The organism is Aquibaculum sediminis, assembly GCF_040712085.1.
In the GTDB taxonomy this organism is placed as follows: domain Bacteria; phylum Pseudomonadota; class Alphaproteobacteria; order Kiloniellales; family DSM-21159; genus Aquibaculum; species Aquibaculum sediminis.
Genome location: NZ_JBFCVK010000001.1, coordinates 192,357 through 215,327 on the forward strand (window position 1 = coordinate 192,357; position 22,971 = coordinate 215,327).

Annotated in this window: 20 protein-coding genes and 1 tRNA gene; 12 read left to right on the forward strand and 9 right to left on the reverse strand. The window is 64.7% G+C overall.

The window, feature by feature from the left end:
* Positions 1 to 22: 22 nt before the first annotated feature.
* The 7 genes from era to ABZ720_RS00940 all read right to left on the reverse strand — a co-directional run bounded on the left by era (position 23) and on the right by ABZ720_RS00940 (position 7,150).
* The gene (gene era, locus ABZ720_RS00910) at positions 23 to 925 is read right to left on the reverse strand and encodes a GTPase Era (RefSeq protein ID WP_366552842.1); all 903 of its coding nucleotides are present in this window, start codon (positions 923 to 925) and stop codon (positions 23 to 25) included.
* Positions 922 to 1,659, reverse strand: coding sequence for a ribonuclease III (gene rnc, locus ABZ720_RS00915; RefSeq protein WP_366552844.1), 738 nt, complete (start codon positions 1,657 to 1,659; stop codon positions 922 to 924). The genes era and rnc overlap by 4 nt, the downstream gene beginning before the upstream one ends.
* Entirely contained in the window at positions 1,652 to 2,395 is a 744-nt protein-coding gene (gene lepB / locus ABZ720_RS00920; protein WP_366552846.1) for a signal peptidase I, read from the reverse strand. Before lepB ends, rnc begins: the two co-directional genes overlap by 8 nt.
* A 110-nt stretch (positions 2,396 to 2,505) precedes the next feature.
* Entirely contained in the window at positions 2,506 to 3,087 is a 582-nt protein-coding gene (locus tag ABZ720_RS00925) for a DUF2062 domain-containing protein (RefSeq protein WP_366552848.1), read from the reverse strand.
* 88 nt (positions 3,088 to 3,175) lie between these two features.
* Positions 3,176 to 5,329: a RelA/SpoT family protein gene (locus ABZ720_RS00930; RefSeq protein ID WP_366552850.1), complete on the reverse strand. Its 2,154-nt coding sequence runs from the start codon at positions 5,327 to 5,329 to the stop codon at positions 3,176 to 3,178.
* Positions 5,330 to 5,497: 168 nt separating this feature from the next.
* Complete coding sequence (rpoZ, locus tag ABZ720_RS00935; protein WP_366552852.1) at positions 5,498 to 5,872, reverse strand: DNA-directed RNA polymerase subunit omega; 375 nt, start codon at positions 5,870 to 5,872, stop codon at positions 5,498 to 5,500.
* 117 nt (positions 5,873 to 5,989) lie between these two features.
* Positions 5,990 to 7,150, reverse strand: coding sequence for a TauD/TfdA family dioxygenase (locus tag ABZ720_RS00940; protein WP_366552855.1), 1,161 nt, complete (start codon positions 7,148 to 7,150; stop codon positions 5,990 to 5,992).
* 176 nt (positions 7,151 to 7,326) lie between these two features.
* Between ABZ720_RS00940 and ABZ720_RS00945 the strand changes: the two genes are divergently transcribed.
* The 9 genes from ABZ720_RS00945 to ABZ720_RS00985 all read left to right on the forward strand — a co-directional run bounded on the left by ABZ720_RS00945 (position 7,327) and on the right by ABZ720_RS00985 (position 16,153).
* Positions 7,327 to 8,211 (forward strand): beta-keto acid cleavage family enzyme, encoded by an 885-nt coding sequence (locus ABZ720_RS00945; RefSeq protein WP_366552857.1) that lies wholly within the window; start codon positions 7,327 to 7,329, stop codon positions 8,209 to 8,211.
* A gap of 11 nt (positions 8,212 to 8,222) precedes the next feature.
* Positions 8,223 to 9,179: a 3-hydroxyacyl-CoA dehydrogenase NAD-binding domain-containing protein gene (locus ABZ720_RS00950; RefSeq protein ID WP_366552859.1), complete on the forward strand. Its 957-nt coding sequence runs from the start codon at positions 8,223 to 8,225 to the stop codon at positions 9,177 to 9,179.
* Positions 9,176 to 9,640, forward strand: coding sequence for a thioesterase family protein (locus ABZ720_RS00955; protein ID WP_366552861.1), 465 nt, complete (start codon positions 9,176 to 9,178; stop codon positions 9,638 to 9,640). The genes ABZ720_RS00950 and ABZ720_RS00955 overlap by 4 nt, the downstream gene beginning before the upstream one ends.
* Positions 9,641 to 9,726: 86 nt before the next feature.
* On the forward strand, positions 9,727 to 10,722 hold the full coding sequence (locus ABZ720_RS00960; RefSeq protein ID WP_366552863.1) for a GlxA family transcriptional regulator: 996 nt from the start codon (positions 9,727 to 9,729) through the stop codon (positions 10,720 to 10,722).
* An 88-nt stretch (positions 10,723 to 10,810) separates the two neighbouring features.
* Positions 10,811 to 11,653, forward strand: a complete 843-nt coding sequence (locus tag ABZ720_RS00965) for a HesA/MoeB/ThiF family protein (RefSeq protein WP_366552865.1) — start codon at positions 10,811 to 10,813, stop codon at positions 11,651 to 11,653.
* 102 nt (positions 11,654 to 11,755) lie between these two features.
* Complete coding sequence (locus ABZ720_RS00970; protein WP_366552867.1) at positions 11,756 to 13,795, forward strand: sensor histidine kinase; 2,040 nt, start codon at positions 11,756 to 11,758, stop codon at positions 13,793 to 13,795.
* 173 nt (positions 13,796 to 13,968) lie between these two features.
* Positions 13,969 to 14,181, forward strand: coding sequence for a DUF4170 domain-containing protein (locus ABZ720_RS00975; RefSeq protein ID WP_275820007.1), 213 nt, complete (start codon positions 13,969 to 13,971; stop codon positions 14,179 to 14,181).
* 33 nt (positions 14,182 to 14,214) lie between these two features.
* Entirely contained in the window at positions 14,215 to 14,943 is a 729-nt protein-coding gene (locus ABZ720_RS00980) for a hypothetical protein (RefSeq protein WP_366552870.1), read from the forward strand.
* A gap of 52 nt (positions 14,944 to 14,995) precedes the next feature.
* On the forward strand, positions 14,996 to 16,153 hold the full coding sequence (locus ABZ720_RS00985) for a pyridoxal phosphate-dependent aminotransferase (protein ID WP_366552872.1): 1,158 nt from the start codon (positions 14,996 to 14,998) through the stop codon (positions 16,151 to 16,153).
* An 18-nt stretch (positions 16,154 to 16,171) separates the two neighbouring features.
* Here ABZ720_RS00985 and ABZ720_RS00990 read toward each other — a convergent pair whose 3' ends face one another.
* Positions 16,172 to 16,696, reverse strand: coding sequence for a prolyl-tRNA synthetase associated domain-containing protein (locus ABZ720_RS00990; protein WP_366552874.1), 525 nt, complete (start codon positions 16,694 to 16,696; stop codon positions 16,172 to 16,174).
* 124 nt (positions 16,697 to 16,820) lie between these two features.
* Here ABZ720_RS00990 and ABZ720_RS00995 point away from each other — a divergent pair.
* The 3 genes from ABZ720_RS00995 to ABZ720_RS01005 all read left to right on the forward strand — a co-directional run bounded on the left by ABZ720_RS00995 (position 16,821) and on the right by ABZ720_RS01005 (position 20,610).
* A tRNA-Gly gene (locus tag ABZ720_RS00995) sits at positions 16,821 to 16,895 on the forward strand.
* Between the two features lie 173 nt (positions 16,896 to 17,068).
* Complete coding sequence (locus ABZ720_RS01000) at positions 17,069 to 19,141, forward strand: capsule polysaccharide biogenesis protein (protein ID WP_366552876.1); 2,073 nt, start codon at positions 17,069 to 17,071, stop codon at positions 19,139 to 19,141.
* Entirely contained in the window at positions 19,141 to 20,610 is a 1,470-nt protein-coding gene (locus ABZ720_RS01005; RefSeq protein WP_366552878.1) for an LTA synthase family protein, read from the forward strand. Before ABZ720_RS01000 ends, ABZ720_RS01005 begins: the two co-directional genes overlap by 1 nt.
* A 25-nt stretch (positions 20,611 to 20,635) precedes the next feature.
* Here the strand turns inward: ABZ720_RS01005 and uvrC are convergent, their stop codons facing one another.
* Entirely contained in the window at positions 20,636 to 22,585 is a 1,950-nt protein-coding gene (gene uvrC, locus ABZ720_RS01010; RefSeq protein WP_366553529.1) for an excinuclease ABC subunit UvrC, read from the reverse strand.
* Positions 22,586 to 22,971 lie beyond the last annotated feature (386 nt).

Consider the following 22,971-nt stretch of genomic DNA (forward strand, 5'->3'; position numbering starts at 1 on the left):
GATCGCCCATCACACATCCGGTCTAGGAGCGATAGTCGAGGCCCCAGTCGCGGTAGCGTTCCGGATCCTCCACCCAGCGCTCGCGCACCTTCACGAACAGGAAGAGGTGCACCCGGGTTTCCAGCATCTCCTCCAGCTCCTTCTGAGCCAGTTCGCGGATCTTCCGGATAGTGGCGCCTTTCGCACCGATGGCCATGCGCTTGTGCGCTTCGCGCTGCACGTAGATCGTCTGGGTGATCTTCACCGAGCCATCGCGGAAACTCTCCCAGGCTTCGGTCTCCACCGTGAGCGAATAGGGCAGTTCGTCGTGAAGATGGAGGAAGAGCTTTTCCCGGGTGATCTCGGCAGCAAGCAGGCGCTGCGGCAGATCGGAGATCTCGTCTTCCGGATAGAGCCAGGGACCTTCCGGCGCCTGGGCGGCCAGCCAGTTTAGAAGGTCATCAACCCCGTCGCCGGTGAGTGCCGAGATCATGAACACACGCTCAAAGGGATAGGCTGCGTTCAGGTTCTGTGCGAGAGCGAGCAGCGACTCCCGGCGCACATCATCGACCTTGTTGATCGCCAGCACCACGCGCTTGCATTTGCGCTTGGCCAGTCCCTCCAGAATCAACGAAACCTGTTCGTCGTCGGCGGGCTTGCGCGCATCGTGCAGCACCACCACGAGGTCGGCATCCTCCGTGGCATCCCAGGCAGCCGCCACCATCGCCCGCTCCAGGCGCCGCTTCGGCGAGACGAAGATGCCGGGCGTATCGACAAAGACGAGTTGCGTGTCCCCTTGCAGCGCAATGCCGCGGACCCGCGTGCGCGTCGTCTGAACTTTGTGCGTGACGATGGAAACCTTCGCGCCCACGGCCTGGTTTATCAGCGTGGACTTCCCGGCGTTGGGCGGCCCGGCCAGGGCCACCACGGCGCAGCGCGTGGTCATGCTTCCGGCTCCTCCGACCCGCGCAAGCCCTCGAGCATTTCACCCGCTGCAGCCTGCTCGGCGGCCCGCTTGGAACGGCCGCTGCCTTCGGCCGTCTCCTGCCCGTCAATAGAAACTCGCACGGAAAAGACGGGCTCATGGGCCGATCCGCTCCGTCCCACCTCACGATAGTTCGGCAAGGGCAGGCCGCGGCCCTGGGCCCATTCCTGCAGCGCCGTCTTGTTGTCCTGAGGGGGCTTGAGATCAGCCTCCAGCAATGGCTGCCAGAACCGCTCCACAAGTGGGCGTACGGGGGCCAGTCCACCGTCCAGATAAAGCGCACCCAGCAAGGCTTCACAGCTGTCGGCCAGGATCGCTGGATTGTCGCGACCACCGCTGTCAGCGACGCTGGATGAAAGTCGCAAATGGGACCCCAGGTTCAGCGAATGAGCCACTTGCGCCAACGTATCCTCGCGAACCAGCGCAGCATAGCGCTTGGCAAGCGCCCCCTCGGGTTCAGCAACAAAGCGGCGATAGAGCATGTCAGCCACCAGCAATCCCAGCACCCGGTCCCCCAGGAACTCAAGGCGCTCGTAGGAGCGATCACCGTCAGTACTGGCGTGAGTCAAGGCCTCCACCAGCAAGTCCGGCTCCCGAAAGTGGTGACCAAGCCCCTGGGAGAAGGTCAGCAGATCCTCGGGCAGCGGCTCGGCCGCGCGCTTGCGTCTGCTTCCGGCGGGGCGTGGCTTATTCAATGCGATCGAAGATCCGACTGAAACGAATGGAGGTCGGCCAGTTCCAGACTTCCCAGAACCGTGCACTGCCGTCATGGGAGAAGAAGACCACTTCGGCCCGACCGATCAAGTTCTCGAAGGGAACGAAGCCCACCTGCGAGGAACGACTGTCCTGACTGCTGTCGCGATTGTCGCCCATGGCGAAGTAGTGACCGGACGGCACCTCGAACACGCGCGTGTTGTCAAAGGGCATCGAATCACCACGTTCCCAGATACGGTGGCTGACGCCGTTGGGCAGCGTTTCGATGTACTCCGTCACACGCACGGGAAAGCCCCCCGTGGCGGAAATGACCGTTTCCCCGACACGCTGACGGTCCACCGCGGAGCCGTTAATGTGCAGGAGGCCGTCCACCACCTGGATGCGGTCGCCGGGCAGCCCGACGATACGCTTGATATAGTCCGTGGAGTTGTCAGTCGGCAGCTTGAAGACCGCGACATCGCCACGCTCCGGTGCATCGCCCAGGAAACGGCCATTTATGATCGGCAAGTTCCAGGGCAGAGAGTAGCGGCTGTAGCCGTAGGAATACTTGGAGACGAAGAGATAATCGCCCACGAGCAGGGTGGGCAGCATGGATCCAGAGGGGATGGAGAAGGGCTCATAGGCAAAGGTGCGCAGCACAATGGCAATGAGGACCGCATAGACCACCGTGCGGATGGTCTCGCCAATCCCGCCGCCTTCACTCTTCTTTTCCGACATAGTGGAATCCATGATGTCCTCATTCGGCCGCGCGCCTTCAGGGCCACGGCGGGTATAGCCCCTGCAAGGGGAATTTGAAACCGCAGAGTGTCGAACTCACGTGCAGCAGTCTAAGTTCGCGGTTCGCCCCGTCGCCGGAAGCGCGAGACCTTCGCGCGCCGCTTGCTGCGCAACAGGCGCAACCGACGCGCGCGCTGATAGCCGCTGACAAGTCTTTGCACGGCAAAGAACACACCGAACCACACCACAATGGCCGTCGGCAACGAACCGACGAGCATGGGAAAGAAGACCTCGTTCGGATTGTCGAAGATGTAGCGCATCGAAAGATGCTGCGGCAGGGTCTCGATCTCCCGGGCATGACCGACCAGCCAGCGCCCGAAGGCAAAGGTCCAGGCCCAGATGAAAGGGAAGGTCCAGGGATTGCCGATCGCGGTTCCCAAGGCCGAGGCCAGGACGTTGCCCCGGACCAGCATCGCCAAAAGCGCACCGCCGAAGAAATGCATGCCGATGAGCGGCGTGAAGGAGATGGCCGCGCCGCAGGCAAACCCGGCCGCGATGCGATAGGGCGTGGCCGGCAGACGGCTGAGACGATGCGCGGCGTAGCGCGCGCTGCGCCGCCAGCCCGGCCTCGGCCAGACGGCGGCCTTCAGTCGGTGCAGGAGCGGCTGCTTGTTCCGACGCTTGAATAGCATGACATTCGCAGGTGCAGGGACAAGGGGACCAGGATCGTACAGACGGTGACGCTACAGCACTGACCTGAATGAACTGACACGCCGGTGCTCAACCTCTTGCCCGCTCGACCGATGAGATCACCGGCATGGCCCGAAGCGCGGCCATCACGTTGGTGAGGTGACGCACGTCGGCAATCTCGAGATCGATGAGCATCTCGAAGAAGTCGAGCGAGCGGTGCGTGATCTTCAAGTTGGTGATATTGCCTGAGTTCTTGCCGATCACCGTCGACAGAGCACCAAGACTGCCTGGTTCGTTGGAAACCACGAGGTGCAGGCGGCCGGTGAAGGGTTCGTCGCTGTGGCTGCGTTCCCAGCCGAGATCGACCCAGCGCTCCGGCGTGTCCTGGAAGGACTGCAGGGTTTCGCAGTCGATGGTGTGGACTGTCACGCCTTTGCCCGTGGTCACGATCCCGACGATCCGGTCGCCCGGCAGGGGATGGCAGCAGTGCGCGAAGTGCACGGCCATGCCCGGGATCAGGCCCTTGATCGGCACAGCGTGATTGCCGCCCTTGGCCCGGCGCGCCTTGGCGATCGGGACAATCTTGTTGGAGGCCTTGTCCTGATCCTTGACCCCAGGGAACACCGAGACCAGCACTTCGCGGGCCGTGACGTTGCCCTGCCCCACCCCGACGTAGACGTCAGCGACACTGTCGGCCTTCAACTTCTTCAGGACGCCGGCGACGCCCTTGTCGGTCAGGTCATAGCCTTCCTGGCGAAATGCGCGGTCCACGAGCTGGCGACCGAGATCGTGAAACTGTTCGCGCTGTTCCTGTCGGATAAACCGCCGGATCGCCGCCTTCGCCTTTCCGGTGACGACGAAGTTTTCCCAATCCGGCGACGGGCGCTGTGCCTTGGAACTTACGACCTCCACCTGATCACCGTTCTGCAGCATCGTGCGCACAGGCACCATGCGGCCGTTGACCCGGCAGCCCACGCAGGCGTTGCCGACCTCAGAGTGAACGGCATAGGCGAAGTCGATGGGCGTGGCCCCACGGGGCAGCGCGATCAGGTCACCCTTCGGCGTGAAGCAGAAGACCTGATCCTGATACATCTCAAGCTTGGTGTGCTCGAGGAACTCATCGGGATTGGAGGCATGCTCAAGAATATCCAGGAGGGCCCGGATCCAGCGGAACTGCCGACCCTCCATCGGCTGCTCATGGTCTGCGGGACCCTGCTTGTAACGCCAATGGGCCGCCACGCCGAACTCGGCGATCTCGTGCATCGCCTGGGTACGGATCTGCACCTCAATGCGCTGCTTCAGGGGGCCGATAAGCCCGGTGTGGAGTGATTGGTATGCGTTCAGCTTGGGGGTGGAGAGATAGTCCTTGAAGCGGCCGGGCACCACGGGATAGCGCGAGTGCAGCACGCCCAGCGCCTGGTAGCAGTTCGTCAGATCGCGCACGACGATGCGAAAGGCCATGATATCCGCCAACTGCTCGAAGCCGACGTTGCGGTGCTGCATCTTGCGCCAGATCGAGTAGGGCGACTTGATGCGGCCGGACACCCAACCCTCGATCCCCTCCTCGGCCAGGGCGCGGGTTAGTTCGTCGATAACCTTCTGGGTGACGTCGCCGCCACGATTGCTGAGAAAATCCAGGCGCGCGACGATGGAGTTTCGGGCATCCGGGTTGAGCTCGGCGAACGCGAGGTCCTCGAGTTCATTCTTGAAGCGCTCCAGGCCGATGCGCGCGGCCAAGGGCGCATAGATCTCCATGGTCTCGCGGGCGATGCGCTTGCGTTTGTCCTCGGACTTGACGAAGTGCAGCGTGCGCATGTTGTGCAGCCGGTCGGCAAGCTTGACCAGCAGAACACGGATGTCTTCCGACATCGCCAGGACGAGCTTGCGGAAGTTCTCCGCCTGCTTGCTGCGCTCCGATTGCAGCTCCAGACGGCCCAACTTGGTGACGCCATCCACAAGGCGCGCAATCTCGCCGCCGAACAGTCTCTCGATGTCTTCCAGGGTGCCATCGGTGTCTTCAACGACATCATGCAACAGCGCAGTGATGATCGATTCACCATCGAGCTTCAGCTCGGTGAGAATGCCAGCCACTTCGATGGGGTGGGAAAAGTAGGGGTCGCCCGATGCGCGCTTCTGGCTGCCGTGCATCTTCATCGCGTAGACATACGCGCGGTTCAGCCCGTCTTCGTCCGCTCCGGGATCGTATGACTTGACGCGCTCAACCAGTTCGAATTGCCGCAGCATTCACCACTTAGTCCCGGATCAACCATTCACCTTTACGGGTCAGCAAGGACACCGACCGATACGGCCGCAATTGAGGATTTAAGCATGCGCCCACTGTCTGCCAAGCGGCAAGCCAGCAAGACACCATGCTCGGAAAGAAAAAACGGCGCCGGGAGGCGCCGTTTTGAATTACTCTTCTGTTTCGCCGGCCTGAACGGCACGCTCGTACTCGGCTTCGATGCTTTTGCCTGTCGCACCACCAAGCACGCCCTCCTCGGCGAGGCCCGCGCTGAGCAGAGCCGTTTCCGAGAGATCGTCCTCTTCCGGCTCGTCGACCTCAACGTGGCGCTGCAGGCCGGAAATGAGGGACTGTTCGAGCGCCTCGCGATCGATCGTCTCTTCAGCGATCTCGCGCAGGGCCACGACGGGGTTCTTGTCGTTGTCCCGATCCAGCGTCAGAGGAGCACCTGAGGAGATCTCACGCGCACGCTGGGCTGCGAGCATGACGAGGTCAAAACGATTGGGAACCTGAAGAATGCAGTCTTCGACCGTGACGCGCGCCATGGTGTCTACTCCGGTACCGGGCTGAAAATTTGGGGCGATCGCTTGCGCTAGTTATAGGCGCGCTGCGCGGCCCATTCAAGGGCAGCAGCAAGCACCTCTGCGGCCGTCCACTGTCGTCTACCCGGGCTGCGCTGCGCGGCGTACCACGATCTTGCCCAGGATCATACGCCGGCTGGTGACGGCATCCCTGTCCATGTAACCCTGCCGCATATGGCGGTGCCCGCTTCCGGGCCGATAAGCCGAGCGGCCATGCAGCAGGCGATAGTTGTCCATCACCAGCATGTCCCCCGGCTGCAGCTTGAAGCGCAGCTGGAAGGCCGCGTCGTTGACGATGTCGGTAAAAGCGCGCCGCGCCCGGTAATAATGTTCCAGCACCTCCGGCGCCAAGGCGTCGATACAGTCCGTGCGATTGGACAGGCGCACCTGCTTGAGCCGCCCTGCAGCATCCAGTTCGATCAGGGGGCCTTCGCTTTCCAGCACGGTGTCTTCGTCGACATAGCGGAACTTCGGGCGGGTGCGGGTCAGGGTGTCAAAACCCTCCGGATCACGCTCGCGCAAGGCCAAGGCAGCGGCGAAGCCGTCCGTGATGGTGGAGTCACCTCCCTCGGCGTTGTTTACCAGACAGTGAAGCAAGACGTAGCCTGGCACCGGCTCGCGATAGGGATTGTCTGCATGGGCCTCGAGCGCGCGCGGCGTCATGGTGAGATCAAAGGCCTGCGGCAGTGCTTTGACATCGGCAAGTCGCCCCCAGTTGGTCTCGCGCAAAGGGCCGATGAGCCTGGCAAAGCCTTCGATCCCCTCCATCTCGACCGGAAGGCCGCGCACCAATAGAAAGCCGAAACGATGCAGGGACTGCAACGCTTCGAGCAGTGCCGCCGGATTCTGCTCGAGCACCGCAAGCTCGGCTTCCGAGCGGGGGTCATCGGCGACGCGCCAGTCCTGTTGCCCCGGCGCAAGCAAGGCGCCCTCGGCGTTGTCCCCCAGAAGCGCTGCGCGTAGGTCTGCCGCCGCGTAGCGAGTTCGATGCCCATCGCTGAAGGTGAGATCCAAGGCATCCCCCTGGTCCACATGCACCGATGAGACAGTCAGGTCGAGTGGCAGAGTCCAGGCATCAAGCAGCCGTTGGCCGGTGATCGGATCGCGCGTGTCAGCGTCCGGAGCCTGTTCCCGCAGCCACATCGGATGGAGCCGCTGCTCCGCGCCATCGCTCCACGTCAGTGCAACCACGCCGTTGCTGTTCTCCGCACGCGCGATCCGGGTTTGCTGCGCAAGACTCATGCTTGGTGTCCTCCAGCTTGATGACGCGCGGACGCTATCCCAAGTCCGCGCGCCCTCTTAGCGAAAACAGACTGAATCCGGCTGTATCGGTCAAGACATCGCGGCGGTTCGGCAGAGGATGGGCCGCAATCCAACACACGCTCGGCCCAGCACAGGCTCGCAAAGGAGATCCTGCCATGAACCGCGATGTCATTGTGACCTGCGCCGTCACCGGCGCAGGCGATACCGTCGACAAGCATCCCTCCATTCCCGTCACTCCCAAGCAGATCGCCGAGGCCTGCCTGGAAGCCGCGGAAGCCGGCGCCGCCATCACTCACATCCATGTTCGAGACCCGCAGACCGGCAAGGGCAGTCGCGACACGGCCCTTTACGCCGAAGTGGTGGAGCGGGTGCGCGAACGCAACAGCGACGTCATCCTCAACCTGACTGCCGGCATGGGCGGCGATCTGGTGGTGGACGACGACAATCCTGCCGTCCCCGGTGAAGGCAGTGATCTCGTTAACGCCAAGACCCGCCTGCTGCACATCGAGGCACTCAAGCCCGAAATCTGCACGCTGGACTGCGGCTCCATGAACTTCGGCGACGGCAATGCCGTGGTGCTCCAGACACCCAACGTGCTGCGCCACATGGCGCGGCGCGTGCAGGAATTGGGGGTCAAGCCGGAGATGGAGGTCTTCGACACCGGTCACCTCTGGTTCGCGAAGCAGTTGGTTGCCGAAGGCCAGATCGACGCGCCGCCGATGTTCCAGCTCTGCCTCGGCATTCCCTGGGGTGCGCCGGCGGATACTGCCAGCATGGCGCACATGGCGCAGCAGCTTCCTTCCGGCGCCGTCTGGGCCGGCTTCGGCATCAGCCGCATGCAGATGCCCATGGTGGCGCAGGCCGTCCTGCTCGGCGGTCATGTGCGCGTCGGACTCGAGGACAACCTCTACCTTGAGAGGGGCATGCATGCGAGCAATGGCACCTTGGTCGAGAAAGCCGTGCGCATCATCGGTGACCTGGGTGCGAAGGTCTGCACCCCGGCCGAGGCGCGGTCCAAACTCGGCCTGGCCGCCAAGTGACAGGGACCATCATGCAAGACCCGAAAAACATCTCCCGCGTCGCCTGTGTTGGCACCGGTGTCATCGGCGGCGGCTGGACTGCCCATTTTCTGGCCCGGGGCTACGACGTGCTGGCCTGGGACCCCGGGGCCCAGGCGGAAGCTGCGCTGAAGCGCCTGATCGAGACCGCTTGGCCCGCACTGGAAAGTCTTGGTCTGGCCGAGGGCGCATCGCCGGACCGGCTGCGCTTCACATCCAGCTTGCAGGAAGCCGTCAGCGATGTCGCCTTCGTCCAGGAAAGCGGCCCGGAACGCCTGGACCTGAAGCGCAAGCTCCTCGCCGACCTGGCAGCGGCCACGGGCGAGGAAACGGTCATTGCCTCCTCCACCTCCGGCTACTCCATGACCGACATGGCGGCGGAGGCCGAGGACGCTTCACGCCTTGTCGTCGGCCACCCCTTCAACCCGCCCTATCTCATTCCCCTGGTGGAAGTTGTGGGCGGCAAACGCACGGCCGGCTGGACCGTGGACCAGGCTTGCGCCTTCTATGAAGTGGCCAGCAAGTCGGTCATCCGCATGGAGCGCGAGCTTCCGGGCTTCATTGGCAACCGCCTGCAGGACGCCATCTGGCGTGAGGCGTTGCACATGGTGGCCGAGGGCGAAGCAACCGTGGAGCAGATCGACCAGGCGATCGTCGATGGCCCAGGATTGCGCTGGGCGCTCATGGGGCCCTGCCTCACCTTTCACCTCGCGGGCGGTGAAGGCGGCATGGCGCACATGCTCGACCACTTCGGACCCGCCCTCAAGGAACCCTGGACCCGCCTGGAGGCCCCGGACCTCACCAGGGAGCTGCGCGATGCCATGGTCGAGGGCTGCGAGCGCGAAGCCGGCGAGCGCAACATCGCCGATCTGGTCCGCGAACGTGATCGGGGCCTGATCGCCATCCTCAAGGCACTTCGCGAGAGCAACACCGGGGGCGCCAGGCGATGAGCGTACTGCGTCTGCATAGCGACGTCGTCCGGCCGCAGATGATCGACTACAACGGCCACCTGAACGAGGGGTGGTACGTCATCCTTTTCTGTGCGGCCACAGATGCGCTCTATGACCACGCCGGGGCTGACGCAACCTGGCGCGCCGAAAGCGGCTGTTCGCTCTACACCCTGGAAGCCCACGTTCGCTATCTGCGGGAGGTGCCGGTCGATACCGAGATCACCATCGCTACCCACGTCCTCGGTCTCGATCACAAGCGCATTCACTTTGCCCATGAGATGGAGCGCGACGGCGAGATCGTGGCCACGGAAGAGATCCTGGCCATGTGCGTCGATACGCATGTGGGGCGCAGCACGGTGATGAGCGACAGACTGCAGGCACGCTTCCGCGCGCTTTGCACGGCAGAGGCGCCAGACTATGTTGGCCGCCGAATCGCCCTGCCGGGAGCACGCGCACGCTGACGCCGCCACCCGCCAGGGGATCAGACCGGATCGCTTCGCGAAGCCGATCTGAGACGTGAATCGGCTCGAGGGTCGGGAGGACGACGGTGCTGACGGAACGCAACCGCGAAACGCCGCAGCGTGTCGGCTTCCTGCTTGTCCCTGGCTTTTCCATGCTTTGCCTCGTTTCGGCCATCGAGCCCCTACGGGTGGCCAATCAGCGTGGGGGCGGTCACCTCTATTCCTGGCACTTCTTCTCGGCAGATGGAGAGCCGGTCCAGGCCAGCAACGGCATGGCTATCGTGGCCGAAGCGCCAATTGCCGAAGTCGGTCCGCTGCCTGTGGTCATCACCGTGGCGGGATTCGATGTCGACGGCCATGCCGATCCGCGGATAGCCGCATGGCTGCGCCATGAATCAGTCCGCGGCGCGGACCTGGGCGCCCTGGACACCGGTCCCTTTCTCCTCGCACGCGCCGGACTGCTCGGCGGTTATCGGGTGACCCTGCATTGGGAGGCCCTGCCGGCCTTTCGCGAGGCCTTTCCCGACATCGACGCTCGCGAAACCCTGTTCGAGATCGATCGCAATCGTTTCACCTGTTCTGGTGGCACCGCGGCGCTCGACCTGATGCTCCATCTCATCTCGCTCGGCCACGGCGCGGAACTCGCACACCGAGTTAGCGAGCAGTTCATCCACGACCAGATCCGCGCGCCGGAGGAGCAGCAGCGCATGCCGGCCGACCGGCGGGTCGGGGCCCGCAGCGAGCGACTGGCAGACGTCCTGGAAACCATGGAAGACAACATGGAGGAGCCGCTGTCGCTGGACGACCTGGCCTCCCAGGCGGGCCTGTCCAAGCGCCAGCTCTCGCGCCTCTTTCGCAATCATGTCGGCGCCCCACCGCTGCGGCATTATCTCAACTTGAGGCTGGATCGCGCGCAGCAGCTCTTGCAGCAGACCCGCATGCCGGTCTTCGAGGTCGGCCTGGCCTGTGGCTTCAGCTCCGCACCTTATTTCAGCCGCGCCTACCATGCCCGCTTCGGGCACCCACCGGTGCAGGAGCGCCGCGACGACCGACCGCGCCAGACACCCTTCGGCCCGGCCTGAAGGCCAAAAACGCCGGTGGCGCGGAGCTGTGGCGCAGAGCTGAAGCCGCGAGGTGACGTGAGAGTCTGCTATCTGCTATTCTGAACGCATGGAAGACTTCAGCGACGCCCAGATCGACCGCTATGCACGCCACCTCGTGCTGCCGGAAATCGGCGAAGCCGGGCAGCGCCGCCTGATACAGGCCCGGGTGCTGGTGGTCGGCGCCGGCGGCCTAGGCTCGCCGCTGTTGCTCTATCTGGCCGCCGCAGGCGTGGGGTATCTGGGGATCATAGATCACGACACCGTCGATCTCTCCAACCTGCAACGACAGGTCCTGCACAGCACCGACGACGTGGGGCGCCTCAAGGTGGAAAGCGCACGCGCACATCTCCGCGCCCTCAACCCCGAGGTCGAGGTGGTGGTGCATCCGGAGCGCCTTACGCCGGACAATGCCTTGGACTTGATTGCTGACTACGACATCGTGGCCGACGGCAGCGACAACTTCGCCACCCGCTTTCTCGTTGCCGATGCCTGCCACCTGGCCCGCCGCACTCTGGTCTCTGCTGCCATGATGCGCTTTGAAGGCCAGCTTTCAGTCTACCGCTCTCATCTCGGCCACGGCGTCGACGGTACCGAGAATCCCTGCTGGCGCTGCGTCTATCCCGAGCAGCCAGACAGCAACTTCAAGGCCTCCTGCGCCGACGTGGGCGTCCTTGCCAGCCTGCCGGGCGTACTGGGCACCCTCCAGGCGACGGAGGTGGTGAAGGAGATCGTGGGGTTCGGTCGTTCCCTTGCCGGCCGCCTTCTGCTCTATGAGGGATTGGAGGGCCGCTTTTCCGAACTGCGGATCAAGGCAGACACCCATTGCCCGCTCTGCAGCGAGGAAGCACGAATCACTTCCATCCACGCCGATACCTACCGCGACACTGCGGCCTCTTACGCTGCGGAGTGACATGCCGGTCACAGGACGAGCAGCGCAGGTGTCCCGGGCGTCCCGATTGCGCAGGCGAAACGTCTCGACGCCCAATTGCCGGACCCGGCGGATCATGATCGCATGACCGCGTGGCTGCTCGCATCCGCCCTCGGCCTCGCTACGCTGTCCTTGGCGGCAGTGCTGCTGCGGACCAGGCGTCACGAACGCCAGGCCAATGCGCAGCGGGAGAGCCTGCAACGCGAGCTGAGCAGCCTGCGAGAAACTCTCGCGGTCGAGCGGGAAGCACAACAGCGCGCCAGCAAAGTCGGCGACCGGCTTGCGGCGCTGGTTGACCACGTGCCCCGCCCAGTCTGGACCCGGGATACCCAGGGCCGACTTACCTACTGCAACGCCGCCTACGCCGCCGCGCTCGAAGCGGAGCGTGAGCGCGTGATCGCCGACAACGTGCCTCTGGTGGAAACGCCCGATCGTGCAAGCGTTCAGGCCCTGATCGAGCAGGCGCTATCAGGCGAAGCTGCCCAGAGTGAACGCTTCCACATCGTCACCGACGGCCAACGTCGCTATTGGGAACTGACGGAGGTGCCGCTCGCGACCGGCGAGCTCATTGGCTATGTCCGAGACCTGACCGAGTGGGAGGAGACCGACAAGAACCTGCGCCGCCACCTGGAAGCGCAGCAGAGCATCCTGGAGAGCATCGGCATTGGCATCGCCATTCTCGACTCCGATATGCACCTGAGCTTCTTCAACCGCGCCTATGCCGCCATCTGGCAGTTCGATGAGGAGTTCCTGTCGGAGGGGCCACACGTCAACCAGATGCTCGAATGGCTGCGCGAACACCAGCGCCTGCCGGAACAGGTCAATTTCTCAGCCTGGCGACAGCAGCGCGTGCGCAAGCTGGAAATGCTGGTCGAGCCCGAAGAAGAGGCCCATCATTTGCCGAGTGGTCGCACGCTGCGCGCCACCTTGCACCCCCACCCCTTTGGCGGCGTGGTGCAGGTCTACGAGGATGTCACCGACCGACTGGAACTGGAGCGGACCTACAACACGCTCCTGGCTGTCCAGCGCGCGACACTGGACAGCCTCCACGAGGGCGTTGCCGTCTACGGTCCCGACGGGCGCCTGCGCTTGAGCAACCCCGCATTCGCCCGGATCTGGAACCTTCCCCTGCCCTGGCTGGACGAGCAGCCTCACGTTCGCGAGATGGTGGCTCGCTGCAGAGGCTTCTTCGATGTGTCGGACGAGGCCTGGCTGGATCTCATGGAGAAGATCGTCACTGTTACGACAGAGGCCCAAACCCGGGCCGGCCGGATGGAGCGAAGCGACGGCTCGGTCATCGAGTGGCGCCAGACTCCCTTGCCCGACGGCAATTGCGTACTGGGCTACGTGGACGTGACCGACAGTGTCCACGCCAAGCAGGCGCTGGTCGAACGCAACGAGGCCCTGGAGACGGCCGACAGGCTGAAGAGCGAGTTCATCGCCAACATCTCCTATGAGCTGCGCACACCGCTCAATGCCATCGTCGGCTTTGCCGAAATGCTGCAGCAGAACTACTTCGGCGAGCTGAACGAACGGCAACAGGAGTACGCCGGCGCCATCATCAACTCCTCGCAACAGCTGATGGCGCTGATTAACGACGTACTCGACCTTGCCTCCATCGAGGCCGGCTACATGGAAATCGAGACCAGCGAGGTGGATTTGTGCCAACTGGTCACCAGCGTGGAGAAGCTGTGGCGCGACAGGGCCCGGACCCGCAATCTGGCGCTGACGGTGTCCTGTCCCGACGAGATCGGCACGCTGCAAGGCGATGAGCGCCGTATCAGCCAAGTGCTGTTCAACCTGCTGTCCAATGCCTTCCGGTTCACGCCGGATCGCGGGGCCATCGAGGTCGCTGTTGAGCGCAAGCCCGACGAAGTGATCCTCACCGTCAAGGACAACGGAATTGGCATTCCCGAAGATGAGCGCGCGGGCATTCTGGGTCGGGAGGACTATGGGCGCTTTTCCCGCACGCAACGGCGTCGGACAGGTGCCGGCATGGGGCTGGTGCTGGCACGCTCTCTCATCGAACTGCATGGCGGCCACCTGGAGCTGGAGTCGGCGCCCAAGAAGGGAACGACAGCACGCTGTCACCTGCCTTCGACGCTGCCCGCAACCCACAGGTGACGCCCGGCAGGGCAGTCTTCCTGTCTCATCCTGGGCATTTTCAGGCCCAAAGCATGGAAATCACTGGAAAAAGGGCCCGTTCTCGGCCCGGCCAAGGTTGCAGTTCCCTGACAGGCCCATTACCTTCAAATCGCTAGCTGCATGGATTCGTTGAGAAACAAGGGCAACTTCCGATGCAACGCTATTGGGTGATCGGCGGTGAGTACAAGGACACCTCTTTCCAGGCCGTCGCCGCCGGTCGCGAGGAGTGGTTTGGTCCCTTCGACAGCTTCGAGCAGGCCAAGAAGGAATGGGCACGCCTTGCCTGGTCCACAGTCGACCACGCAACGACACGCTACCGCATCGAGGCGATGGATCCTGACGAATCGCCCCCCTGCACCGACTGATGCACTTCCCATGCTGAGTGTCAGCGTCACTCAATGAGTTGGCCACTGCCTGCCGAGCCGGCCGATCGCTTGGCTCTGGCATTCGGTTATCCCTACGCCGTTCCCGAGGAGAGCTACCTACTGCGCAACGGCCGCGCGGTTGCGCTCCCGGCCAACACCAATTTCGCCGGGCGCATAGCAGTGCTGGCGCACGGCTCCAACCGCTCTCCCGAACAACTGGCGCGAAAGTTCCCGAACGGCGAAATCCCCGTAACCCATGGCACGCTGCGCGATCATACGGTGGTCTATGCGGCCTGCCTGACACGCTACGGCGCCTGCCCGTCGCTGCTGCACCACCTGCCGGGCGCGAGCGCGCGGCTGTCGATCACCTGGCTGACCCCACAGCAACTGCAGTTCATGCATCGCACCGAGGGCGCCTATGGCTTTGGCCGCTTGCACGCGGATTTCGAGGTGGAGGCCGGTGTTCAACCGCAGGAACTTCACCTCTATCACGGGCGGCCAGGATGCCTGACCATCGGCGCCGACGCCGTGGCGCTGCACGCCATCACCCAGGATGCTGGCCACTTGCCAACGCTGTCGCAGCGCGACGCCTTGACACACATCCACGGGATCTGGGGTAGCGGTGACAGCCTGGAAAGTTTCGTGCTCGCGATGATAGATGCTACAGACGAACGCCATCGTTTGCGCGCCCGACTTGAGGGCAGCGCCGTAAGCAATCCGCTGCCAGGCTTTCAAGGGCTCGTGCCGGAAGCGCTGGATTGAGCATTACCATTGCCGGCTGCCTTTGGAGCCGGTTCAGACTGGGAGTCGTTTCATGCCCTTGAAGGTCGCGCGCCGGGGACAGGTCCCACCATTCATCGTCATGGATGTGCTGCGCGCCGCGAACGAGAAGGCCGCAGCCGGCGAACGCGTTCTCCACCTTGAGGTCGGCCAGCCCGGAACGCCGGCGCCCGCGGGTGTGCGTGCTGCGGCCGTGCGCGCTCTGGAGGGGCAGAACCTCGGCTACACCGACGCCTTTGGCATTACGCCCCTGCGCGAAGCCATCGCCCGCCACTGCGAAAGCAGCTATGGCGTCCAGGTCTCGCCCGCGCGCGTTGCCACGACCGTCGGCTCCTCCGGCGGCTTCCTGCTCTCGTTCCTCGCCGCCTTCGAAGCCGGGGACCGGGTGGCTCTGGCGGCGCCAGGCTACCCCGCCTATCGCAACATCCTCGAAGCCCTGGGTATCGAGGCTGTGCTCCTGGAAACCGAACTGGAGCACCGCTTCCAGCCGACACCCGAATTGCTCGATTCAGCCGGCCCACTGGATGGCCTGATCATTGCCAGCCCCTCGAACCCCACCGGCACCATGCTCGGCCGGGAGGAAATGGCGGCGCTGGTGCAGTGGTGCGAGACGCATGAGGTGCGCTTGATATCCGATGAGATCTACCACGGCATCACCTTCGGAGAGCGGGCGGTCTCGGCCCTGGAGTTCACCGACCAGGCCGTGGTGGTGAACTCCTTCTCCAAGTACTTCTCCATGACAGGCTGGCGGCTCGGCTGGCTGATTCTGCCCGAGGATCTGCTCCGCTCGGTTGAATGCCTGGCGCAGAACCTCTTCATTTCGCCCCCCAGCCTGTCGCAGGCTGCGGCGGTAGCCGCCTTCGAGTGCCACGCAGAGCTGCAGGAGCACCTAGCCGGCTATGCGCGCAAACGCGCACTCTTGCTGGAAGAACTGCCGAAAGCCGGCTTCGGCAAACTCGCGCCGGCCGATGGGGCCTTCTATCTCTACGCGGACGTTGGGCACCTGACCGGAGACTCGGAAGCCCTGTGCCGGCAACTGCTGGACGACACCGGCGTCGCGCTGACGCCCGGCACCGACTTCGATCCGATTCGCGGCAAGCACTACCTCCGCTTCTCCTTTGCGGCCGCTGAGGAGGACATCGCCGAGGCAGCGCGGCGATTGATTGCCTGGCACGAGCAGCGGCAGGGGTAGTCCTCTGGCGCCCGGACCTCAGGCCGGCCCGAACTCCAGCATCCGCGGTGGATGATTCACCGATTCCAGGAAACGCAGCAGGTCGCCCGGCGAGAGCGCGACCGTCATGTCGTTGGTCAGGGGATGCACGTTTACCGGATCGTGCGCCAGCAACGCCGAGTCTATGGCCAGTTCCACCTGCCCCGAAGTGTCGTTTATCACCGCCAGCGGCGTCACTGCACCCGGCAGCACACCGAGATAGCGCATCAGGCGTTCGGGCTTGCCGAAGGAGAGCCGGCCGGCACCCAGCTGCTCGCCCAGTGCCTTCAGATCGACTTCGCGATCCTCCAGGCAGGTGACCAGCCACATGGCGCCCTTCTTGTTGCGCAGGAAGAGGTTCTTGGTATGGCCGCCCGGCATCTCGCCACGGAGTTCCTTGGACTGCTCCACGGTGAAAAGCGGCGGATGCGTTACCGCGCGGTGGGCGATGCCCAGGCCGTCGAAACGGGCCAGGAGCGCTTGCGGGGAGCAGGGCGAAGAGCCGTCCTCCAGCCGCTGATTCATATCGGGAATGTCGTGCATGGTGCGCGAACGATAGCCAAGCGAGGAAATGCGATAAAGGGCCTTGCATCCTGCGGAAGGAAAAGCTATTCACCCTCCGCCCGCAGGGATGTGGGCCATACCCGACGCGGGCGTAGCTCAGGGGTAGAGCACAACCTTGCCAAGGTTGGGGTCGTGAGTTCGAATCTCATCGCCCGCTCCAATTTTAACAAGGGCTTGGCGTTACGGCGTCAGGCCCTTGTTGCTTTTTGGGGACATCCCCTCGGCGCCTGCCCGGACCTTTCCAGCGGACTTCTGTCGCGAGCACTGGAGTGCTACAAGGCAGCCACAGCGCCCTCCCCTTTCGCCTCGCGCTGACAGACAAGGACCTCCCCCGTGAACCGCCCCTGCGTTGCCATTCGCTCCCCCGGCATCTGGAAGCTGCGACGGGACGTGGAAACGCTGACCGGTTTGGAAGCGCGCCGTTACCGCTTGAACCCGCCGGCCGAGGCTGAATGCCTGGTCGGCTGGGGGCACCGGCCGAGCGCGGCTCCGGTGCGCCGTCATGCTAAGGCCAAGGGCCTGCCCTATCTGCGCCTGGAAGACGGTTTCCTGCGCTCGATCAGACCGGGCGCCGGCGTCGATCCCGCCCTTGGATTCGTTCTCGATCGCCAGGGAATCTATTATGACGCCCGCCAGCCAAGCGATCTGGAAGCGCTGCTGCAGGACGGTGGCTGGGAAGGTCCCGAGCTCCTCCGCCGAGCGCGCGACGGTATGGCGCTGCTGCGGCGCCTGCGGCTGTCGAAGTACAACGACGGCATCGAACGCAGCGCGGAGGAACTCGACCTCACCGACAAGCGCCGACGTGTGCTGGTGATCGATCAAACGGCCGGGGACATATCCATTCCCGGCGCCCTCGCCGAAGCCTCCGACTTCACCGCCATGCTGGAGGCTGCGCTGGCCGAGAATCCGGACGCCGAGGTGGTGGTAAAGGGGCACCCCGAGGTCGCGCGCGGCCTCAAGCGCGGCTATCTGCCGGACGCAGGCAGCCAATCCGGCGTGCGGCTCCTCAGCGAATCGATCAATCCCTGGTCCCTGCTCGACCGAGTGGATCGCGTCTACACCGTCAGCAGCGGGCTCGGCTTCGAGGCGCTTTGCGCCGGCCTGCCGGTCACCTGTTTCGGCATACCCTTCTATGCCGGCTGGGGGGCGACCGACGATCGCAAGCACTGTGCCCGGCGCACACGTCCCCGCAGCACCGAAGAGATCTTCGCTGCGGCCTACCTGCTGTATAGTCGCTATCTCGACCCCTGGGACCGCAAGCCGGTGCCCTTCGAGGAGGCAGCGGAAGCGCTGGCCTTCCTGCGCGACATCTACTGGGAGAACAAACGTCCTGCGGTGCTGGTCGGCTTCACCCGCTGGAAGCGCAAGACCGTGGCCGCCTTTCTGCGCGGTGACACAGCGCCCCGCTTCGAAAAGCAGCCTGCCACTGCGGTGCGAATGGCGCAGGAAAGGGACGCACGCCTTCTGGTCTGGAACACCCGCTGTCCGCCGGACCTGCGTGAGACAGCCGCACACGCGGGGGTCCCATTGATTAACGTGGAGGACGGCTTCCTGCGCTCCGTGGGGCTAGGCGCAGCCCTCAACCCCGCGGCCTCGCTCGTGTTCGATGATCAGGGCATCTACTACGATCCCACGCAACCGAGCCGTCTCGAGCAGCTCGCGGAAACGACGGACTTTTGCCCGGAATTGCGCGCCCGGGCCGAAGCCCTGCGCCAAACCATCGTGGAGCGCGCAGTCAGCAAGTACAACGTCGGCCGGCGCAGCGCCGAGCCGCTGTTTCCGCCGGATCGCAAGGCCGTTTTCGTTCCGGGTCAGGTCGAGGACGACCAGTCCGTCCAACTCGGCGCACCGGAGTGTGGTGGCAATCTCGGGCTCCTGCGTCGTGCGCGGGGACGCAACCCCGACGCCTTCATCCTCTACAAGCCGCATCCCGATGTGGAAGCCGGTTATCGTCAGGGCGCGCTGGAAGACCGCGAGGTTTGCGAGCACGCCGACAGCATCGTGCGCGACGTGGCCTTGCCGGAGGTGCTGGCGCAGTGCGATGCCGTGGAGACCATGACCTCGCTCGTGGGCTTCGAGGCTTTGCTGCGCGACAAGCAGGTGACGGTGCACGGCCGGCCCTTCTATGCTGGTTGGGGGCTCACGGAGGACCTGCTGGTCACGCCCCGGCGCCGCAGGCGGCTGACGCTCGACGAGCTCGTGGCGGTGGCCTTGATTCTCTACCCGCGCTACCTTGACCCGGTGTCCTCGCTGCCCTGCCCGCCCGAACTGGTCGTGACCCGTCTTGCGGAAGGCCGCGGCGGCAAGCCGCCCCGACGCATCATCTGGCCGATCAGGGAAGCCGTCTGGCACCTGATGGCCAGCGGCCGCCGGCTGTGGAACCGGCGCCTGCAGAGGGAAGGCTGATGGCCACCGCGCTCGTCGCGCTGCTCGTGCTCTACGCAGTGGGCCTCTACCTGGAGCGTGGCGTGGCCCCGCGCCCGGCCCGCTGGCGGCGTCCGCCGATCGCCTACCTCACCTTCCTCACCGTGGGCTTGGCTTGGTATGCCTTGCTGCTGGGAGCGACAGGGCGACCGCTGCTGGCGCTGCTGATCTCACTGGCCGGTGCTTACGCCTTGCAGGTCGTCAGCAACGCCAAGTATGCGCTGCTGCGCGAACCGCTTGTCTTTTCCGACTTCGCACTGATACCCCAGATCCTGCGCCACCCCCGACTCTACTATGTTGAGCTGCTGCAGCGATTGCGCACCTGGTTGCTGATCGCACCAGTGATTGCTCTCCTGCTGCTCTGGCTGTGGCTCGAGCCGGTTATACTGCCGGCCTGGGAGCGCCTTGGCCTGATCGCGGCGGCTCCTGCGCTTCTGGCGCTGCCGCCCTACCTGCCGGGGCTGGGGCCGGCATTGCGACGCGCCGCCGCCCGCCATCTGCCAATCCCGGAGCCCGAAGCGGCTGCGGAGCGTCTGGGCCTGGCCGCCTTCCTGCTGCTCTCGTTCCTGCGCTGGCTGGACACGCGTCCGCCGCAGGTCGCCGAACCCTTGCCGCTTCCGGCCATTGCCGGGCGGAACCCAGCGCCGCTGGTGGTGGCTGTGCAGAGCGAATCCTTTCTCGACCTGCGCCGCCTACGCGATGATGCACCCGCCTTGCCCAACCTCGCCCGGGCACAGCAGAGGGCCTTGGCATGGGGGCCCCTCGGTGTGCCGGCGATTGGCGCCTATACCATGCGCACCGAATACGCATTCCTCAGCGCGACGGCGAATCGGGCCATGGGTTTCGACGGTCTCGATCCCTATCTGCGCGCGGATCGCTACCCGCTGCCCTGCCTGCCCCGGCTGCTCTCACAGGCAGGTTGGGAGACGCTGTTCCTCCATCCCCACGCCGCGCACTTCTTTCGCCGCCACAAGGTCATGCCGGCCCTCGGGTTCCGCCGCATGGTGACCGAGGAGGCCTTCCCCGATGTGGAGCGCATCGGCCCCTATGTCTCCGATGCCGCGCTGACCACGGAGCTCTTGCGCCAGATGGAGGAAGCGACGGACCCGGCCTTCATCTTCACGGTCACCATGGAGAACCATGGTCCCTGGCGGCCCGGGCGACTGCCTGGGCTCGAACAGGAGGCAGAGATCTACGGGCAGCACCTGGTTCACGCCGACGCCATGCTGGGCCGTGTGCTCGATGCCCTGGATGGACTGGACCGCCCCTGGGCGCTCTGTTTCTTCGGCGACCATCCGCCGATCCTGCGCTCCATCGGCGACCCTGCGCCGGACCACCGCAGCGACTATGTGCTGCTGACCTCGGCGAATCCCCCGGCAGACGGCCCGCGAGAACTGGATGCCGCCGAGTTGGGCACCCTGCTGCGCCAGCGCATCGCCGCGATGACTTGAACCGCCTGCCGGGCGGTGCGGTGGATCAGCCACCGTGGAAGAAGTCGTGGATCTTCTTGGCCACGGTGCCCGAGATTCCCTCCACCGCTTCGAGATCGGCGCGACCGGCCCGCTCCACCGCCCTGGCGGAGCCGAAGTGCAGCAGCAAAGCCTTCTTGCGCGCCGGGCCGATGCCAGGAATCTCATCCAGACTGCTCTTGAGCCGCGCCTTGCTGCGACCGGCGCGATGGGTGCCGATGGCGAAGCGGTGGGCCTCGTCGCGCAGGCGCTGAATATAGTGCAGCAGGGGATCGGAGGGCTGTAGCAGGATCGGCGGCTGCTCCGGCAGAAATATCCGCTCGCGCCCCGCATCGCGTTCCGGCCCCTTGGCGACACCGGCCACCGCCAGATCCTCTATCCCGAGCTCGGCAAAGACCTCCAGCGCCGCATTGAGCTGCCCGCGCCCGCCGTCCACCAGCACCAAGTCCGGCCAGCCGCCTTCGCTGCGTTCCGGGTCCTCCTTCTGCGCCCGGGTAAAGCGCCGGCTCAGCACTTCGCGCATCATCGCGTAGTCATCGTTGCTCCCCGCTGGGGCCTGGTCGCTCGATGCCACATCGCTCGGGGTGTGACCGCGGATGGCAAAGCGGCGATAGGCATTCTTACGAAAGCCCTCCGGGCCGGCGACGATCATGGCACCATAGGGATTGCTGCCCTGGATGTGGCTGTTGTCGTAGACTTCGATCCGGCTCGGTGCTTGTTCCAGCCCCAGCAGATCGGCCAGTTCCTGGAGGCGCTTGGCCTGGGCGCTGGTCTCGGCAAGGCGACGCGCCAGCGCTTCCTCGGCATTGCGCTCGGCCACCTCGACCAGCTTGCGCTTGGCGCCGCGCTTGGGCACCGCCAGGTCCACGCGATGCTCGGCCGCCAGGGCCAACGCCTCGGCCACCAGCGCCTGCTCCTCGATCTCCCCGTTCAGCAGCACCAGCCGGGGCACGGGCTTGTTGTCGTAGAACTGCGCGACGAAAGCGGCGAGGACCTCCTCCTGGGTCATGGCCTTGTCGTGGCTGGGAAAGTACGCGCGATTGCCGTAGTTGCGGCCAGCACGGAAGAAGAAGACCTGCACGCAGGTTTGCCCGCCCATCTGCCGGGCGGCAATCACGTCGGCATCCTCGACACCCTCGATGTTGATGTCCTGGTGGGCCTGGACGTGGGTCAGGGCCCGGATACGGTCGCGGTAGCGCGCTGCCTGCTCGAAATCGAGCTGCTCGGCCGCCTCTTGCATGGCGGCCGCCAGTTCGCCCTGTATGCCCTGGCTACGGCCGGTCAGGAACGCCCGAGCCTCGACCACGAGCTTGTTGTAGTCGGCCTCCGAGATGCGCCCGACGCAGGGCGCCGAGCAGCGCTTGATCTGGTAGAGCAGGCACGGCCGGGTGCGGTTATTGAAGACGCTGTCGGAGCAGGAGCGCAGCAGGAAGGCCTTCTCCAGGGCGGTCAGGGTGCGGTTGACCGCGCCTGCGGACGCAAAGGGCCCGTAGTAGCTCCCGGGCTCGTTCTGACTGCCCCGGTGCTTGCGGATGCGCGGGAAGTCATGGTCGCTGCCGATCAGGATGTAGGGGAAGGACTTGTCGTCGCGCAGCAGCACATTGTAGCGCGGCATGAAGCGCTTGATGAGGTTGCTTTCCAGCAACAGCGCTTCCACCTCGCTGTTGGTGGCCACGACCTCCAGCGCGGTGGTTTCGGCCACCATACGCTGCAGGCGACGCGGCAGCTTGTTCACCTGGGTGTAGGAGGTGACGCGCTTCTTCAGGCTCTTGGCCTTGCCGACGTAGAGCACCTCGCCGCGACGGTCGAGCATGCGATAGACGCCGGGCCCGCCCGGCAGAGTCCGCACCGCCCGAGTCAGTACGGCCACCCCCTGAGCAAGGCCTTTGGCATCCCCCTCATCTGGAGATTCGGCTTCAAAGCGGGCCGGCTCCTCGCCCAGGGCGTGGAGTCGCATTTCGCCCGGAGTCTGAAAGGCCGCCAGCTCCTTGAGCGACTCCGGTGCGCGCTTGCCGCCCGCTGTCGGATCGGCTGCTTTATCGGATCGACGCTTGGTGGTCACACCCCGCCCCTATTGCACGCCCAGAATGGATAAAATGTGACGCATCCGTCGTAACCCCCCGTGATTCCGAAGAGATAACCCCCTTTCCACGATTCCTGTGGATAAGGTTGTGCATAGCGTGTTGCCTCCACGCTTTCCCCCTAGAGGAATCAAGCCTTTCGAAGGATTGCCTAAAAAACGGGCACATCTGTAACATACTGAAATCGTGCATGTTTTTATTCGTCAACTCTCTCTTTGCTCCCGCTCCCCAGAATCAGAGCGCCGGCGAGATTCGCTGAAGC